We start from the raw sequence: 14,286 nt of genomic DNA, 5'->3' as shown, positions 1-14,286 counted from the left end.
AATGGCGTTAACGGATCCGTTCACTGCCGTGTAACCCGCTCGAGGTCACGCTGGCGGCCATGATCAGAGCCCTCTGCACGGCCGTCCTGGCCGCGGCCTGCTCCATGTCCGCACCCGCGTCCTCGCCCGCCACCACCTCGGACGAGCGCTGCACCGCCGCCACCGCGCCACCTCCGGAATCGGCGCCGCCGACCTCGGTGAACACGCTCCGGCAGGCGTACTTCTGCGTGCTGGACAACTACTACAGCGGTCCGGCCATGGATCCGAAGGCATTGCTGAAGAGCGCCTTCGCCGCCTACACCCAGGACCTGATGCGCCGCGACGCCGATCGGGCCGACCTCCGCCTGCCCGAGCTGACCGGCAACCGAGACGTCGACTGGGCCGCCTTCGCCGGAGTCCTCGGCGCCGGTGACGTCTCCGCGCTGCGCGCCGCGATCACCGCGATGGTCGCCGGACTGCACGACAACCACGCCCGCGCGGTCAGGCCGGCTCCCGAGCCGGAAGGCGGGCCCACCGGAACGGGCATCGTGGGCATATCAGCCCGGCAGGGCCGGCAACTCGACCCGGCGGCCAAGCCGCCGTTGTTCATCACCAGCGTCCTGCCCGGCAGCCCCGCCGCCAGGACCGGCATCAAGCCCGGAGACATCATCGTCAAGGCCAACGGCGTGCCCGCGTTCGTCGGGAACACCGTGAACCAGAGCATCGTCGCGGCCTTCGCCACCAATCCGGTGAAGCTCACGCTCAAGCGCCCCACGACGGGACGGACCCGCACCGTCGAGCTCAAGGAGGGGCCCATCACGAGGCAGCCTCCGGCGGTGACATCGAGGACGCTTCCCGGCGGCGCCGTCCACGTCCGGCTGCCCGGATTCTTCGAAGGCGCCGCCGACCAGGTCATCGCCGCGCTGAAGGGCAGACCGAAGGCGGTGGTGCTCGACCTGCGCGGCAACGGCGGCGGGTCGCCCCGCGAGGTGACGCGGCTGCTCGGCGCGTTCGCACACGGCAAGGTCACCAGCTACTTCTGCCCGCTCAAGGGCGACTGCCTGCCCAACCGGACCGACGACACCGTCACGCTGCTCGGCTCGCGCCTGCTCGTTCTCACCGACCGGGGATGCGCCTCGGCCTGCGAGGACTTCAGCGCGGCCGTCAAGGACAACAGACTGGGCACCCTCATCGGGACCCGCACCGCGGGTGCCGTCTCCGGCCCCGCCGGAAGCTACCTGCTCAATGACGGCAGCCTGCTGCTGCTGCCCAAGGTCAGGCACCTCGGCCCCGCCCGCGAAACCATCGACACGATCGGTGTGCCGGTCGACCACTACGCCCCCATGACCGCGCTCGACCTGGCCACCGGGCGCGACCCGGGTGTGGTCAGGGCGCTGGCGCTTCTTTGACGCCCTCGCCGCAGCGGCCTGGCCAGATCCGCTGGATCTATCGAAGGAGTGGATCGTGAGCATTGCTGTCGGCACGCCCGTACTGAGCGCCCGCGGGCTGCGGAAGGAGCACGGCAAAGGGGACGGACTGGTACGCGCCGTCAACGGCGTCGACCTCGACGTAGGCGCAGGAGAGACGGTGGCGATCACGGGACCGAGCGGCTGCGGAAAGTCCACACTGCTGCACCTGCTCGGCGGGCTGGATCGGCCCTCGGCCGGCGAGGTGCGGCTGAACGACCGGCGCATCGACAACATCAGCGAGAAGGCCCTGGCCAGGATGCGCCGGACCGACGTCAGCTACGTCTTCCAGTCCTTCCACCTGATGGAGGAGCTCACCGCCGTGGAGAACGTCGAGCTGGCGGCGCTGCTGGCCGGACGCTCGCCGCGGCTCGCACGGCGGCGCGCGGAGGAGCTACTGGATCAGCTCGGGCTCGCCGGCCGGGCGCGGTTCCTGCCCTCCGCGCTCTCCGGCGGCCAGCGGCAGCGGGTCGCGGTCGCCCGGGCGCTGAGCAACGAGCCGTTGGTCGTCCTCGCCGACGAACCGACCGGAAACCTGGACAGCGCCGCCACCTCGGACGTCCTCCAGCTCTTCCACGACCTGCGCGAGTCCGGGCAGACGCTGGTCATCGTCACCCACGACGCGCGGATCGCGGCCACCGCGGACCGGACGTTCTCGATGCGCGACGGCGCGCTCGTGGACGAGACCAGGTCGACCGGCGGCGCCACCGGGCAGCTCGGCGCGCTCACCGGGGCGGAGGACTGACCGCCATGAGCCACATCGTCCTCGTGGTCCGCCTGGCCCTGCGAGACCTCCGGCGTCGCCGCACCGAGGCCGCGCTGCTGCTGCTCGCCGTCCTGGCCGCCACCACGACGCTGACGCTCGGGCTCGTCCTGCGCGACGCGGCCGCCGACCCGTACCGGAGCACCCGGTCGGCGACCGACGGACCTGACGTGGTGGTCGCCGCCGCCGGCCAGGCCGGCGACCTCGCGGAGCTCGGCGAACTGGCCGCCGCCTCCGGCGTCACCGAGCACAGCGGACCGTACCCCGTCATCGCGGGGACGCTCAAGGCGTCCGGCCGGACGTCGGACGTCCAGGCCATGGGGCGCGACGCCGCCGCCGCGGCGGTCGATCAGCCCGAGGTGACCCGGGGCAGTTGGGTCAGCGACGGCGGCGTGGTGCTCGAAGCCGCCTTCGCCGACTCGCTCGGTGTGGGCGTCAGCGACCCGGTCACCCTGGGTGGTAGGTCGTTCAGGGTCGTCGGCGTCGCGGTCACCGCCGCCATGCCGCCCTATCCCGGAGCGTCCTGCATCGTCTCGGCCGGCTGCGTCAACGGCGCCGTCCCCGACGACCGGGACCTGCCGGCGGGGTTGCTGCACAATCCCGGGCTGGTCTGGCTCACCCGGGCGGATGCGCGGAGCCTCGCCCCGGACCGGGGCTCCCTGTCCTACGTGATGAACCTGAAGCTGGCCGACCCGGACGAAGCGCAGGCGTTCGTCGACCGGGCCGGCGGCGCCATGACCATGCAGACCTGGGAGAGCATTCTCGCCGACGCCACCGACCTGGCCCGGGACTCGCAGATCCTGCTGCTGATCGGCGCCTGGCTGCTCGGCCTGCTCGCGGTGGCCAGCCTTTCGGTGCTGGTCCACGGGCGGATGGCCGATCAGACCCGGCGTATCGGGTTGCTCAAGGCGGTCGGCGGCACGCCGGGCCTGGTCGCTGCGGTGCTCCTCGCGGAGTACCTCCTGGTGGCCGTCGTCGCGGCCACGGCCGGGCTGACGATCGGAGCGCTGACCGCTCCGCTGCTCACCGAGTCCGGCGCCGGTCTCGTCGGCAGCGCGGGGGTCGCGTCGTTGACCTGGTCCACGATCGCTCTGGTGACCGCCGTGGCACTCGGCGTCGCGGTCGTGGCGACCGCCGTGCCGGCCTGGCGCGCGGCCCGCTCCAGCACCGTCGGTGCGCTGGCCGACGCGGCACGCCCGCCCCGCCGTACCGGGTGGCTGATCGGTCTCTCGACGTGGCTGCCCGTTCCGCTGCTGCTCGCTCTGCGGGTCGCCGCCCGCCGGCCGCGACGGGTCGTGCTCGGCGTGGCAAGCGTCGCGGTCACGGTCAGCGGCCTGTACGTCCTGCTGGTGCTCAACGCCTTCCTCGGCGACCAGCCAGCCGCCGGCGCATACACCGAAGCGCAGGTGGCGGTGCTGCGGCACGTGCTGCTCGTCTGGACGGTCGTCCTGCTCTGCCTGGCGGCGGTGAACGCCGTCGTCATCACCTGGGCGACGGTGGTCGACAACCGGCATGCGTCGGCGCTGGCCCGCGCCCTCGGCGCGACCCCCCGGGCGGTGACCGCCGCCCTGGCCACGGCGCAGGTCCTGCCCGCGCTCCTGGGCGCCGTCCTGGGGGTCTTCCCGGGCGGGTTCCTGCTGTTCGCCGCGATCAACGCGATCACCGGCGGCGACGGCGACAAGGTCTCGCTTCCCCCGTCCTGGCAGCTGATCGTCCTCGTGCCGGCAACCGCGCTCGTGGTGGCGGCGCTCACCTCCGTTCCCGCCCACCTCGGCGGACGCCGTCCCGTGACCGCGACTCTCTGACCCGACCACCGCGGCAAGCCCGGCGATGCCAAGGAGGTCCGCGCGGTTTGACAGGATCGTGACCCATGATCGATGGATTCGCGAAAGACAACCTGCACGAGAGGCTGCGGCGGGACCGCAAGGCGCTGCTCTGGAAGCTCGACGGCTTGTCCGAGTACGACGCCCGCCGACCGCTGACAGCGACCGGGACCAACCTCCTCGGCCTGGTCAAACACCTGGCCACCGCCGAGGCCAGGTACTTCGGCGAGGTCTTCGACCGCCCGTTCCCAGAACCCCTGCCCCGGTGGCAGGACTCCGACGGCAGCGATCTGTGGGCGACCGAGGACGAGACCCGCGAACAGATCATCGGGTTCTACCGGCGCGCCTGGGAACACTCGGACGCGACGATCAACGAGCTGCCCCTCGACGCCCCCGGCCGCGTGCCGTGGTGGCCGGAGTCGACGCCGGCCTGGCACACGAACCTGTTCGCCATCATGGTCCACGTCCTCGTCGAGTCCTCCCGGCATGCCGGGCACGCCGACATCCTGCGCGAAGGACTCGACGGCCGGACCGGGTTGCGCGTCGAGCACGAGGGGCAGATCGACGAGGAAGCCCGCGCAGCCTACTGCGCGAGGATCGAGCAGGCCGCCAGGGCGGCCCGCCCCGACCAGGGCGTCAGGCCCTGACAGCGCGCCCGGGCAGCGCGGTCGGCAGTAGCTGCTCGTCGCGGACCACGAACCGGCCGCCCACAAGGACGTGCACGAACCCGGAGGAATGCCTGACCGTCTCGGTGTAGGTGGCACGGTCGCTGACGGTCTCGGGGGCGAAAACGGTCAGGTCGGCGTCGCAGCCCACCTGGACGCGGCCCTTGCGCCGCATCGCCGGGACGCCCGAGCCCACCACGTCGGCGGGGACGAGCGTGCACCGGCGCACGGCCTCGGGCAGCGACAGGACACCGTTCTCCCGGACGAGCCTGCGCAGCGTGCGGCCGTAGGTGCCGGCCGTACGGGGGTGGGTGACGGCGTCGCGCCCGAGCGGCCAGGACAACGGGTCGGGCGCCCCCGAGCGCCACAGGAGGGGGACGGCGTCGGTGGCGACGGCGGCGTCGGTGAAGGCGAGGGCCCGCTGGATGTAGTCGAACTGGGCGGGGTCATCCTCGTCGAGCAGGTGGACGAAAGCCGCCGAGCCGGGTTCGCTCTCGCGGATTCGACGCAGGGTGTCGGCGTCGGGGATGCGGCCCTCGGCGCCGAGCAGGCCGATGGAGTGCGGGGTCAGCCCGCGCCGGTGAAGGAGCTCAGGGGCGAGGAAGGCCGCGCCGACGCCCGTCATGCCCGCGCCGTAGGGATAAGCCTCGGTGGTGACGCGCGAGCCTTCGGCGCGAACCTTCTCCACCAGGCCGAGCACGCGGTCGACATGGCGGATGGAGGTGCTGTTGACGTGGCAGTAGTGCATGTGCGCGCCGGTCTCGGCGGCGGCGCGGACGACCTCCTCGGCGCCGTCGACGGGGGTGGTGGGATCCATCTCGACAAGTTCGCGGGCGTGGGTGTAGGTGGGCAGCCCGGCGCGGGCGGCGAGGGCGGCGACGGCGAGGTATTCCGAGGGATCGACCCGGGGCGCGTAGCCGACGAGGATGCCGATGCCGAGCGCGCCGTCGCCGAGGTCGCGCTCCAGCATGCCGACGATCCGGTCGACGACATGTCGCGGAGCGGCGCGCTGCCATTCCTCGCGGCCGATGTTGGCGAGGAAGTCGTCGCTCAGGTCGCCGCTGGTGTCAAGGCCGAGGAGGACGGACATGCGGGCCACGGCCCAGGAGGTGGCGAAGCCGTAGTTGAGGGGCCTGCCCTCGGTCTCGGCCCTGCGGTAGGCGGCGGCGACCGGGTAGGCGCCGGCTTCGAGTTCCAGGACGGTGGTGACGCCGTCGAGCGCCTGGAGGCGGTGGCCGGCGACGTCCGTGCTGTGGCTGTGCAGGTCGATGAAGCCGGGACTGACGACCAGGCCGGTCGCGTCGACGGTGGTGACGCCGTCGAGCGGCTGGTCGGAGACGGCCTGGATGACCCCGCCGTTGACGCCGACGTCGCGTACGGCGTCCAGGCCGGTCTCGGGGTCGATGACCCGGCCGCGGGTGAGGACCAGATCGTATGTCGTCACGCGAGCTCCTTCGTTCCGAGGCTGAACTGCTCAGGGCGCTGGGGCACGATCAACGCGATCAGCGCGCCGAGGACGGTTGTGGCGATGAGCAGGCCGAAGGCCGCGGTGTAGGAGAACTTGTCGACCAGGAAGCCCATGAGGACGGGCGCGAGGACGCCGGCGATCTGGCCGCCGACGTTGACGACGCCCATGCCGGATCCGATGAAGGCGGGCGGCAGGGCGCGCACGGGCATGCCGAGGATGCCCATCGTGGAAAGGCCCGCCACGCCCATGGCGAGGGTCTGGTAGACGGTGAACCCGACGGCGGAGTCGGCCATCAGCATGAGCACCAGGAGCACGGCGGTGACCAGGAGCAGGGGAATGACGTAGAGCCGGGCCCTGTCGTGGAAGAAGCGGTCGAACAGCCAGCCGCCGAGGAAGGCGGTCGCGCACGAGACCAGGCCGGGGATGGCGGACATGACACCGGTGTTGATGAGGGAGATGCCGCGCTCCTCCAGCAGGTAGCTGGGCACCCAGGTGATCAGGCCGTAGCCGAGCATGTTGGTGGTGCAGAAGAGGGCGGCGAACTTCCAGACCGACGGCGAGCGCATGACAGTGCCGAGGCTGGTCCCCTTCTCCTGAACGACGTCGGAGCCGTTGAGGTGGGCGGGCAGCGCCTTGGGCAGCAGCTTCCAGAGCAGGACGCCGATGACGACGCCGGCGGCGGCGGTGACCCAGAAGGTGTGGCGCCAGCCGAGGGCGAGGATGAGCGGCGCGACGATGAGCGGGGCGACGCCGGCGCCGAGCTGGTTGGAGGCGAGCATGGCCCCGGCGGCGGTGGCGCGGACGGCAGGGGTGGTGCGTTCCGCGACGGCCTTGAAGGACGCGCCGGGAAAGAGGCCCTGACCGACGCCGAAGAGAGCACGGATGACGAGGAGGGACGCCAGACCCCAGGCGACGCCGGTGAGGGCGGTGAAGACCGACCAGAGCAGCAGGGAGACCATGAGCTGGCGGCGGGCGCCGAACTTGTCGGCGAGGATGCCACCCGGCACCTGGCACAGCAGGTAGACCAGGGAGAAGGCGGTGATCAGCCAGCCTTGCTCGGTCTTGGTGAGCGCGAACTCCTCGCCGATGAACGGCAACGCGACGGCCATCATCACCCGATCGACGTAGTCGATCACCCAGACGCCCATGAGCAGGCCGACGGTGACGGCAGCCGTTTTACGTATGTGCGCGGGCGCCAAGGTGGACGTGCCTTCGGCAAGTCTCATTCACAGGCCTCCGGAGGTAGATCAACGTTCCAGCAACCCTCCATCACGTCACCTGCGAGTGCTTCGTGCAGGAACATGAAGTCGGGGCCGCCGGCGGTGCAATTGCACCAAGATCGACCCGCCGCTGCGGCTCGAAGGGCGAAGACGGGCGGAGGCCGGAGCTCGTCAGGGGTGCGGCAGCGCAATGATCTTGCGGTACTTGCCGCCGGCCGACTGCTCCGGCGGCTCCTCGGCGCGCTCGATCGTCACGTGACCGGCTTTGTGCTCGGTCAGCAGGTGGAGGGTCCGGTCGCGGGCGGCCTCCCAGACGCGGTCCGCGTCGGCGCCGCCCGCGGCCCGCAGGCGTACCCGCAGGACGGTGGGCGCGGTCTGGACGAGCTGGAACTGCTCCATGCCGGGAACGGCAAGCGCGGTGCTGAAGGACATGGGCGAGATCTCGACGCGTTCGCCGCGCTCGGCGGGAAAGGTGAGCAGGTCGGCCGCGCGCCCCTGGACCTGGACGGCCGGGAGCGGGTTGCCGCACGGGCACGGGTCGGGGCGGACCAGGACGCTGTCACCAAGGTCGTAGCGCAGGATCGGCTGCACCCGGTTGGCGAGATTGCTGATCAGGACGGTGTGCGAGAGCCGCCCCGGGGGCACCGGCCGATGATCGGCGTCCACCGGCTCCAGGACGACCCAGTCGCTGTTGACGTGGTACCAGCCCTCCCGGCAGCCGGCGGTGAGGAAGCCGCACTCGCCGCACGCGTAGGCGGCGCGGACCTTCGCCCCGAACGCGGCGGCCAGGCGTTCCCTGGTCTGCGGGCTCAGCGTCTCGCCGCCGGGGATGACGAGCGCCGGGCGGATGCGCAACCGGCCGGCCTCCTGCTCTCCCGCCAGCAACGTGAGCAGCCCGACGAAACCGGCGACGCTGGCCGGATCGAACCGGTTGAGCTCGTCGACCATCTTCTCCATCGGCTGGTCGGTCGGGATGACCCGCATCAACCGGCGGAGCCACGGCCGTTCCAGGGCGGCCCGCGCCGGCCCGGCGAGGGTGGCGAAGTGGCCCCGGGGCGCCGTCACGATGGCGGTGCGGCCGGCGCGGGCCAGGGTGCGCAGGACGTCGCGGGCCGACAGCCCGGCTCCGGTGCGCAACCCGGTGGCGGTGTGCACGGCCAGGCACCGGTCGTCCTGCACGAACAGGCCGCGTTGCCCGCTGGTGCCGGTGGTCGTGGTGACGAGGTAGCGGCCGAGGAACCGGTGGCCCACGAGATCGGGATCGGCCACGAACGCCTCGACCCGCTCGCGGGTCACCTCACGGTCGGTGCCCCAGTCGTCGAAGCGGGCCATCAGCGTCTTCTTGTCGGTGACCGGGAGCAGCTCCGGGTCGTCGGCCCCGTCCGGCAGGTCGCGGTAGAGCTCGCGGTAGAAGGGCGAGTGCGCGCGGGCGTGGGCCACCAGCTCGGCCAGGCGGGCCCGTCGCCGCCGCGCGATCGCCTCCGGGCCTTCCCGTACGGCGCGCCGCATGTCGCGGGCGAGCCGCCGGACGCTGTCCCCCATGATCGTCGCTCCTGTCTGCGGTGATGCGTCAAAGGTTCGGGACGGGCGGCGGCACCGAGCGCAGGCCGCGCATGGCGATCTCGACGCCGTGCCGCGCGGCCTCCCACAGCTCCTCCTGGGACCGGCCGAGCTGGACGCTGGCCAGCCCCGCCTGCTGGATGGCGCCCATCAGGGCCCCGACCATCGCGGCCGCGGTGATCGGGTCGAGGCCGGGGAACGCCTTCAGCAGCTCGGCCGCGACGCGCTGCTGGAGGTCGAGCATCAGGTAGAGCCCCTTGGCCTGGAGCGCCGGCGTGGTCAGGGCCAGCCGGGTGACGCCGGACAGCTCCGCGGCCTCCTTGGCGGGGATCTTGGGCCGGCGGTGGGCGGCGTACCGCTCGACCGCCCTGGCCAGCACCTCGCCGGGGCCCTCCTCCGGGTGGCGGTCCGCGATGGCTCCGACCAGCACGTCGAAGTCCCGTTCCATGTCGACGAAGAGCACTTCGTCCTTGGTGCGGAAGTAGTTGAAGAACGTCTTGGGATCGACGTCGGCCGCCGCGGCGATCTGCGTCACTGTGGTCTGCTCGTAGCCCTGCTCCTCGAACAGGGCGAGGGCCGCCGAGACGATGTGCTGCCGGGTCTCCCGCTTCTTCCGCTCCCGCCGCGACTCCTGCATGTGAGCAAAGCTACTCTCGCTGGAAATTTCTAGCAACTGGAAGTTTTGCGGCAGGGCACCGCCTCTCCAGGCGGCTACAACGTCTCGGTGAGGGCGTCGAGGTCGGCCAGGCGTCCGGCGGGGTCGAGGCGGGCGGCCGCGGCGACCAGCAGCAGCTCGGTGACGGCGATCTGGTGCGCCAGCGGCGCGATCGGCCCGGCGGCCTCGCGCGGCAGCCTGATCAGCACCTCCGCCCGCGCCGCGAGCGGCGACTCCCAGGCGTCGGTGACCAGCGCGAGCCGCGCGCCGCGCGCGCACGCGGCCTCGGCGAAGCGGGCCGTGGCGGGGGAATAGCGCCGGAAGTCGTAGGCCACCACGGCCGCCGAAGCGCCGAGGTCGAGCAGCGTACGGGCGCGCGCGGACGCCGAGTCGGGCACCCGGTGCGCCCCCGGACGCAGCCCGGCGAGCTGCCTGATCAGGTATTCGGCGGCCAGCTCGCTGATCGGCCCGCCGAGCGCCCACACCGACGCGGCGCCCGCCAGCAGGTCGCCGACGGCGTCGAGCAGGGGCTCGGTGACGGCGTCGAGGGTGCTGTCCAGCCCGGCGCGCAGGTCTTCGGCGGCCCGCTGCGCGCCGGGGGACCTGGCGACGAACTCGCGCAGGCGCGACCGGTCGCGGGCCCCGTCGCGCACGGCGGCCTGGAACCCGGCGAACCCCGCGTACCCGAGCCGGTCGAACAGGCGGGAGGCGGTCGGCGGGCTGACCCCGGCCCGCTCGGCGAGCGCGCGCAGCGAGCCGAGCGCGGCGAAGGGGTAGTCGTCGAGCAGCACCCGAACGACGGCCCGCTCACCGGGCGGCAGATCGGGGTAGACCGCGCCGAGCCGGCTCGCGACCGGATCCTCATCCATGCTGACGAATGTTACATCACTCCCCTGTTGGCGTGATTGGCGAAACGAATGTTACGGTCGCCGGTATGAGTACCTGGAACGGACTGATCGACAGCGGCTACCGGCGCTGGCTGCCGGTCACCCCCGGCACCCCCTCCGTCTCGCTCAACGAGGGCAACACGCCGCTGCTGCGCTCGGCGCACCTGTCGGCGCTGACCGGCTGCGAGGTCTGGCTGAAGGTCGAGGGCGCCAACCCGACGGGATCGTTCAAGGACCGCGGGATGACCGTGGCGATCAGCAGGGCCGCCGAGGCCGGGGCCGAGCTGGCCGTGTGCGCCTCCACCGGCAACACCAGCGCCTCGGCCGCCGCCTACGCCGCGCGCGCCGGGCTGACGGCCGCCGTGCTCGTGCCGAGGGGCCGGGTCGCGCTCGCCAAGCTGGGCCAGGCGGTCCGTTACGGGGCACGCGTCGTCGAGATCGACGGCACGTTCGACGACTGCCTGCGCGTGGCCCGCGAGCTCGCCGACCACCACCCGATCGCGCTGGTCAACTCCGTCGGCAACGAGCTGCGGCTGGCCGGGCAGCGCACGGTCGCGTACGAGATCGTCGACGCGCTCGGCGACGCGCCCGACATCCACTGCCTGCCGGTCGGCAACGGCGGCAACATCACCGCCACCTGGGGCGGCTACCGCGTCTACCAGCAGGAGGGCCTGTCCACGCGGTCGCCGCGCATGTGGGGCTTCCAGGCGGCCGGGGCGGCGCCGCTCGTCCACGGCGCGCCCGTCGCCGAGCCCGAGACCGCGGCGAGCGCGATCCGCATCGGCAGCCCGGCCACCTGGGACGGCGCCCTCGACGCCCGCGACCGGTCCGGCGGGCTGATCGCCGCGGTGACCGACGCGCAGATCTTCGAGGCGTACGAGCTGGTCGCCCGGCGCGACGGCGTCTTCGCCGAGCCCGCGTCGGCCGCCGGGATCGCCGGCCTGCTCGACCAGCACGCCAGGGGCAACCTGCCGCCGGGTCAGCGCATCGTGATCACCCTCAGCGGCAACGGCCTGAAGGACCAGGACGCCTCGCTGCGCGGCGGCTACACCGCCACCGAGACCTCCGCGGCCACCTCCGACGTGGCCCACGCCCTCGGCCTGGCCGCCTGACCAGCTCCGACGCCCCTCGCGCCCTCCGCCTCCTCGGCCCGGTCTGCGCGCTCCGGGCGGGGGGACGATCTTCGAGGGGTCGACGTGCCGTCCTGGGCTGAGCGGGCGATCTTCTGGCACGTCCACCCCCAGTAGGCTCGGGCCGCCACAGTCTGCGGGGAAGGATTGCCGAAGTGCTCACTCTCGCTGCGGTCGCCGAAGACCCGCTCGTCCTGACGCGTCGCCTGAACCTGAAGGACGGTTCGGACGTCGTCTTCCGACCGCTCACGCACGCCGACGCGGAGGGTCTTGCAGCCTTCCTGGACGGGCTGTCGGCCGCAACGAGGCGACTGAGCACCTTCGACGGGCACGACCTCAAGGCCGCCAGGAAGCTGTGTGACGCGATCGCGCGCTACGACAAGCTCAGGCTGGTGCTTGAGGACGTGCTGTCCGGCAGGATCGTCGGACTCGTCGAATTCAGCCTCGACCTCCACCCGGCGGACATCGCCCGCTACCAGAAGGCCGGCATCCCCCTGGCGGCGACGGACTGCCGCTTCGGGCTGACCCTGTCCGACGACCACCAAGGGAGAGGGGTGGGAACGCAGATCTTCCCGCTCGTCGCGGACGTCGCCCGGCAGTTCGGCAAGACGAGAGTCATCCTGTTCGGCGGCGTTCTCGCCGACAACCCACGCGCCCTTCGCTACTACGACAAGCACGGCTTCCGGCTGGTCGGCTCCTTCACCGGGAGTGACGGCGCACAGTCGTTCGACATGATCCTGGACCTGACTCCGCTTCCAGGCCGGTGACGCCTTCGCCCAAGCGCGACCGCCGCCCACCAGGCGGATGGACCGGCCCGTTGTGACGTCGCTCACAAAGTGTCACAGACGCGTAGGGGGTTCCGTCTCAGAGCGCATGACGAACACGGAACGCACCACCGCGCTGATCACCGGAGCCAACAAGGGGCTCGGCCTCGAAGCCGCCCGCCGTCTCGGCGCGCTCGGCTGGACGATCTTCCTCGGCTCCCGCGACGAGGCCCGCGGTCAGGCGGCCGCCGCCCGGCTGGCCGAGGACGGCATCGACGTGATCATGATCCCCCTGGACGTGACCTCCGACGCGTCGGTGGACAAGGCCGCGCGGCTCGTCCGCGAGCACACCGACCACCTGGACGTGCTGGTCAACAACGCCGGCGCGCCGGGGAACGCCGTCCCGCCCGCGGACGCCACCGCCGGGGAGATCCACGCGGTCTACGACACCAACGTCTACGGCCCGGTCAGGGTCACCCACGCCTTCCTGCCGCTGCTCCAGGCCGCCGAGCACCCGCGGGTGGTGATGGTGTCCAGCGGCGGCGGCTCCTTCGCCGTCATCACCGACCCCGACCAGCCCGTCTCGAAGATGCACGAGCTCGCCTACAGCTCCTCCAAGGCGGCCCTGAACATGATCACCGTTCGGTACGCCCACGCGCTCCCGCACATCAAGTTCAACGTCGCCACCCCCGGCGAGACCGCCAACCACAAGTTCGCCGCCACCGACATGAACCGCCACACCGGCCTGCTGACGGTCACCGAGGGCACGGACTCGATCGTCCGGCTCGCGACCCTCGGCCCCGACGGCCCCACCGGCGTCTTCGTCGACCGCCTCGGCCCGATCGCGTGGTGACCTCCGTGCGCCACCCGACCCGCCCGTCCGGCTACCCTGCTGGGCGTCGTACGCAAGCACCGCCGGACGGGAAGGCCGAGCAGATGAGCCGCGGCACAGCAGCCGACGAGACCGATCCCCTGCCGCAGGCGGACGTGACCGGTTACCGGCCGCTGCTGTTCTCCATCGCCTACGGGATGACCGGTTCCGTGGGCGACGCCGAGGACATCGTGCAGGACGCGTTCCTCGGCCTGACCAGGGCGCGCAACGCGGGCACCGTGATCAGCGAGCCGAAGGCGTACCTGACGACCGCCGTGACGCGGCTGGGCATCGACCACCTGCGCTCGGCGCGGGTGCGACGGGAGACGTACGTGGGCGAATGGCTGCCCGAGCCGGTCGTGGCGCAGCCCGGCGAGCCGGGGCCGGCCGAGCACGCCGAGCTGGCCGACTCGTTGTCGATGGCGTTCCTCGTGCTGCTGGAGTCCCTGTCGCCGGTGGAACGGGCGGTGCTGATGCTGCGCGAGGTCTTCGGGTACGGCTACCAGGACGTCGCCCGGATCACCGGCAGGACCGAGGTGAACTGCCGGCAGATCCTCACCCGCGCCAGGCAGCGCATCGCCGCAGGCCGGCCGTCCCGGGACAGCGCGCCGGCCCACGCGCCGACCCAGGCGCGGCGGGCGGCGGGCGAGGAGCTGGCCCGCAGGTTCTTCGACGCGGCCTCCGGCGGCGACCTGGACGCGCTGCTCGGCATGCTCGCGCCCGACGTGGTCCTGCACGGGGACGGCGGCGGCAAGGCCCAGGCGATGGCCAGACCGGCGGCCGGGGCGCCCCGCGTGGTCAAGATGCTGGTCGCGGGGCTGCGCCGGGTCCGCGCGCTCGGCGTCACGGTACGGACGGCCTGGGTCAACGGCCGTCCCGGCGCGGTCATGTACGACGCCGGGGGACGCGTGGCGGGCGTGGTCGAGCTGGACGTCGCCGACGGCGTGATCCAGTCGATCCACTCGGTGGTCAACCCGGACAAGCTCGCCCATCTCGGCCCGGTCTCCGACGTCGCCCGCCTCCCGGAGAAGTGAG

General features: G+C 72.4%; 13 protein-coding genes. 8 read left to right on the top strand and 5 right to left on the bottom strand.

The genetic code is table 11. The annotated features are described in order from the left end of the window. The first annotated feature begins 59 nt into the window (after nucleotides 1-59). The 4 genes from ACIBQ8_RS05895 to ACIBQ8_RS05880 all read left to right on the top strand — a co-directional run bounded on the left by ACIBQ8_RS05895 (nucleotide 60) and on the right by ACIBQ8_RS05880 (nucleotide 4,678). A complete protein-coding gene (locus tag ACIBQ8_RS05895; RefSeq protein ID WP_397191275.1) occupies nucleotides 60-1,388 on the top strand; it encodes a S41 family peptidase in 1,329 nt (442 codons plus the stop codon). 55 nt (nucleotides 1,389-1,443) lie between these two features. Then, on the top strand, nucleotides 1,444-2,190 hold the full coding sequence (locus ACIBQ8_RS05890; protein ID WP_397191274.1) for an ABC transporter ATP-binding protein: 747 nt from the start codon (nucleotides 1,444-1,446) through the stop codon (nucleotides 2,188-2,190). A 5-nt stretch (nucleotides 2,191-2,195) separates the two neighbouring features. Then, the gene (locus ACIBQ8_RS05885) at nucleotides 2,196-4,013 is read left to right on the top strand and encodes an FtsX-like permease family protein (protein ID WP_397191273.1); all 1,818 of its coding nucleotides are present in this window, start codon (nucleotides 2,196-2,198) and stop codon (nucleotides 4,011-4,013) included. A 65-nt stretch (nucleotides 4,014-4,078) separates the two neighbouring features. Then, a complete protein-coding gene (locus tag ACIBQ8_RS05880; protein WP_397191272.1) occupies nucleotides 4,079-4,678 on the top strand; it encodes a DinB family protein in 600 nt (199 codons plus the stop codon). On the opposite strand, the gene ACIBQ8_RS05875 is transcribed toward ACIBQ8_RS05880, so the two are convergent. The 5 genes from ACIBQ8_RS05875 to ACIBQ8_RS05855 form a co-directional block, all read right to left on the bottom strand. After that, nucleotides 4,668-6,140 carry an amidohydrolase family protein gene (locus ACIBQ8_RS05875; protein WP_397177761.1) on the bottom strand — a complete coding sequence of 491 codons (1,473 nt, stop codon included), beginning with the start codon at nucleotides 6,138-6,140 and terminating at the stop codon, nucleotides 4,668-4,670. The genes ACIBQ8_RS05880 and ACIBQ8_RS05875 overlap by 11 nt on opposite strands. Beyond that, on the bottom strand, nucleotides 6,137-7,390 hold the full coding sequence (locus ACIBQ8_RS05870) for an MFS transporter (RefSeq protein ID WP_397177760.1): 1,254 nt from the start codon (nucleotides 7,388-7,390) through the stop codon (nucleotides 6,137-6,139). Before ACIBQ8_RS05870 ends, ACIBQ8_RS05875 begins: the two co-directional genes overlap by 4 nt. A 165-nt stretch (nucleotides 7,391-7,555) precedes the next feature. Then, a complete protein-coding gene (locus ACIBQ8_RS05865) occupies nucleotides 7,556-8,926 on the bottom strand; it encodes a hypothetical protein (RefSeq protein WP_397177759.1) in 1,371 nt (456 codons plus the stop codon). 28 nt (nucleotides 8,927-8,954) lie between these two features. Next, on the bottom strand, nucleotides 8,955-9,581 hold the full coding sequence (locus tag ACIBQ8_RS05860) for a TetR/AcrR family transcriptional regulator (RefSeq protein ID WP_397177758.1): 627 nt from the start codon (nucleotides 9,579-9,581) through the stop codon (nucleotides 8,955-8,957). Nucleotides 9,582-9,655: 74 nt separating this feature from the next. Beyond that, a complete protein-coding gene (locus tag ACIBQ8_RS05855; protein WP_397191271.1) occupies nucleotides 9,656-10,468 on the bottom strand; it encodes a MurR/RpiR family transcriptional regulator in 813 nt (270 codons plus the stop codon). Between the two features lie 65 nt (nucleotides 10,469-10,533). Here ACIBQ8_RS05855 and thrC point away from each other — a divergent pair, with 65 nt between their 5' ends. From thrC to sigJ, 4 genes are all read left to right on the top strand, one after another. Next, nucleotides 10,534-11,598, top strand: a complete 1,065-nt coding sequence (gene thrC, locus ACIBQ8_RS05850) for a threonine synthase (protein ID WP_397191270.1) — start codon at nucleotides 10,534-10,536, stop codon at nucleotides 11,596-11,598. Nucleotides 11,599-11,771: 173 nt separating this feature from the next. Next, entirely contained in the window at nucleotides 11,772-12,383 is a 612-nt protein-coding gene (locus ACIBQ8_RS05845; protein WP_397191269.1) for a GNAT family N-acetyltransferase, read from the top strand. A gap of 106 nt (nucleotides 12,384-12,489) precedes the next feature. Next, nucleotides 12,490-13,233: an SDR family oxidoreductase gene (locus tag ACIBQ8_RS05840; RefSeq protein ID WP_397177754.1), complete on the top strand. Its 744-nt coding sequence runs from the start codon at nucleotides 12,490-12,492 to the stop codon at nucleotides 13,231-13,233. Nucleotides 13,234-13,316: 83 nt separating this feature from the next. Beyond that, nucleotides 13,317-14,285: an RNA polymerase sigma factor SigJ gene (gene sigJ / locus ACIBQ8_RS05835; RefSeq protein WP_397177753.1), complete on the top strand. Its 969-nt coding sequence runs from the start codon at nucleotides 13,317-13,319 to the stop codon at nucleotides 14,283-14,285. The last annotated feature ends 1 nt before the right edge of the window (nucleotide 14,286 follow it).

It is taken from the genome of Nonomuraea sp. NPDC049646, assembly GCF_044465525.1.
Lineage (GTDB): Bacteria > Actinomycetota > Actinomycetes > Streptosporangiales > Streptosporangiaceae > Nonomuraea.
This window is presented reverse-complemented; position numbering and strand designations above follow the sequence as displayed.